At 58.1% G+C, this 1,602-nt stretch carries 1 protein-coding gene and 1 pseudogene; one reads left to right on the top strand and one right to left on the bottom strand.

Annotation, left to right across the window (positions count from 1 at the left end; genetic code table 11):
• The coding region (locus ROE7235_RS20480; protein WP_220669605.1) for a hypothetical protein at positions 1 to 202 on the bottom strand (202 nt) is incomplete at its 3' end.
• Positions 203 to 361: 159 nt separating this feature from the next.
• Between ROE7235_RS20480 and ROE7235_RS19545 the strand changes: the two are divergent.
• Positions 362 to 1,474, top strand: a pseudogene (locus ROE7235_RS19545) (cytochrome ubiquinol oxidase subunit I); the annotation flags it as partial.
• Positions 1,475 to 1,602 lie beyond the last annotated feature (128 nt).

Raw genomic sequence — 1,602 nt, 5'->3', positions numbered from 1 at the left:
CGCAAGCCTCAAGCTCGAGGCGGGCTGGTGAGGAAAGAAAGTCAGGGCGGATCATAAGCAATAGCTGAATCGTTCCAAACCCAGCAGTCAAGTCAACAAATTCGGCTTCTGCAGGACTCGGAGTATATTCATATTCGGGAGCCTGACAGAGAACGAGGGCTATCGGCTGACTAACATGGAGGCCCGGTGACGAGGTCATCATCCCGCCCTCCATCGACGACGCGGCGGCGAAGGATTTGTTCGGCAGGGCTGGACCACTGTCAGGCCCTACGTTCGCACCACGACGCTCTGAGCAACCAATAATGATCCCTTCCAATTTATCGGATGGGGGCAGAACGCATCTCGAATGGAGGCTAGCCCCATGTTTGGCGACATATCGGCAATTGATCTGGCCCGGTTCCAGTTCGCCTTCACTATCTCCGCGCACATCATCTTTCCGGCCTTTTCGATCGGCTTGGCAAGCTTTTTGGCTGTGCTGAACGGTCTATGGCTCTGGACACGTGATGATATCTATCTCCGGCTGTTCGACTATTGGAAAACGATATTCGCAGTCGTTTTTGCTATGGGCGTCGTGTCGGGCGTCGTGATGTCCTATCAGTTTGGCACGAACTGGTCGGTGTTCTCCGACAAGGTTGGGCCGATTCTCGGGCCTCTGTTGGGCTATGAAGTGCTTTCCGCCTTTTTCCTGGAGGCCGGATTTCTCGGCATCATGCTGTTCGGGCGGGAACGGGTCGGCGACAGGTTGCATTTGGCGGCCACGGCCATTGTGGCCATCGGCACCTTGTTGTCCGCCTTCTGGATCCTCAGCGCGAACAGCTGGATGCACACACCGCAGGGGTATTCCGTAAATGATGTCGGCCAGTTCGCCCCCGAAGACTGGTGGGCAATCGTCTTTAATCCCTCATTCCCTTACCGCCTGGTGCATATGGTTCTGGCAGCCTACCTCACGACCGCTTTTGTCGTAGGAGCCGTCGGCGCGTGGCATTTGTTACGTAGTCCGGAAAGCCGCGACGCGGCGATCATGTTCTCGATGGCGATGTGGATGGCGCTGATCGTCGCGCCGATCCAGATTTTCGCAGGCGATTCCCATGGTCTCAACACTCTAGAATACCAGCCTGCCAAGATCGCGGCCATGGAGGGACATTACGAGAGTTATCCAGACGGCCGCGCGCCGTTTATCCTGTTCGGCCTTCCCGACGACGCGACAGGCGAGACCCGTTATGCGGTCGAGATCCCGCTGCTCGGCTCGCTGATCCTGACGCACGACCTCACCACCCCGCTGCTCGGGCTGGATGCCTTTCCCGAGGATGCGCGGCCGCCTGCGGCCGTTATTTTCTGGACCTTCCGCATCATGGTTGCAATCGGCTTTGCGATGCTGGGTATCGGCCTGTGGTCGGCTTGGGCGCGCTGGAAAGGGCGGCTTTACGACGCTCCTTGGCTGCACCGCGCCGCCGTGGTCATGGGACCGTCGGGTTGAGAAACGCGCGAAAGTTGGTGATGCCCTGAGGGGCGGCATATCATGGCGGTGTTCAGACGCCGTCAATTCTCAGTCGAGAAAGGGATATGCCACATGCCAGAGACTACCATCACTGAACTGCCCGA

Source organism: Roseinatronobacter ekhonensis, from assembly GCF_900499075.1.
GTDB lineage: Bacteria > Pseudomonadota > Alphaproteobacteria > Rhodobacterales > Rhodobacteraceae > Roseinatronobacter > Roseinatronobacter ekhonensis.
This window is presented reverse-complemented; position numbering and strand designations above follow the sequence as displayed.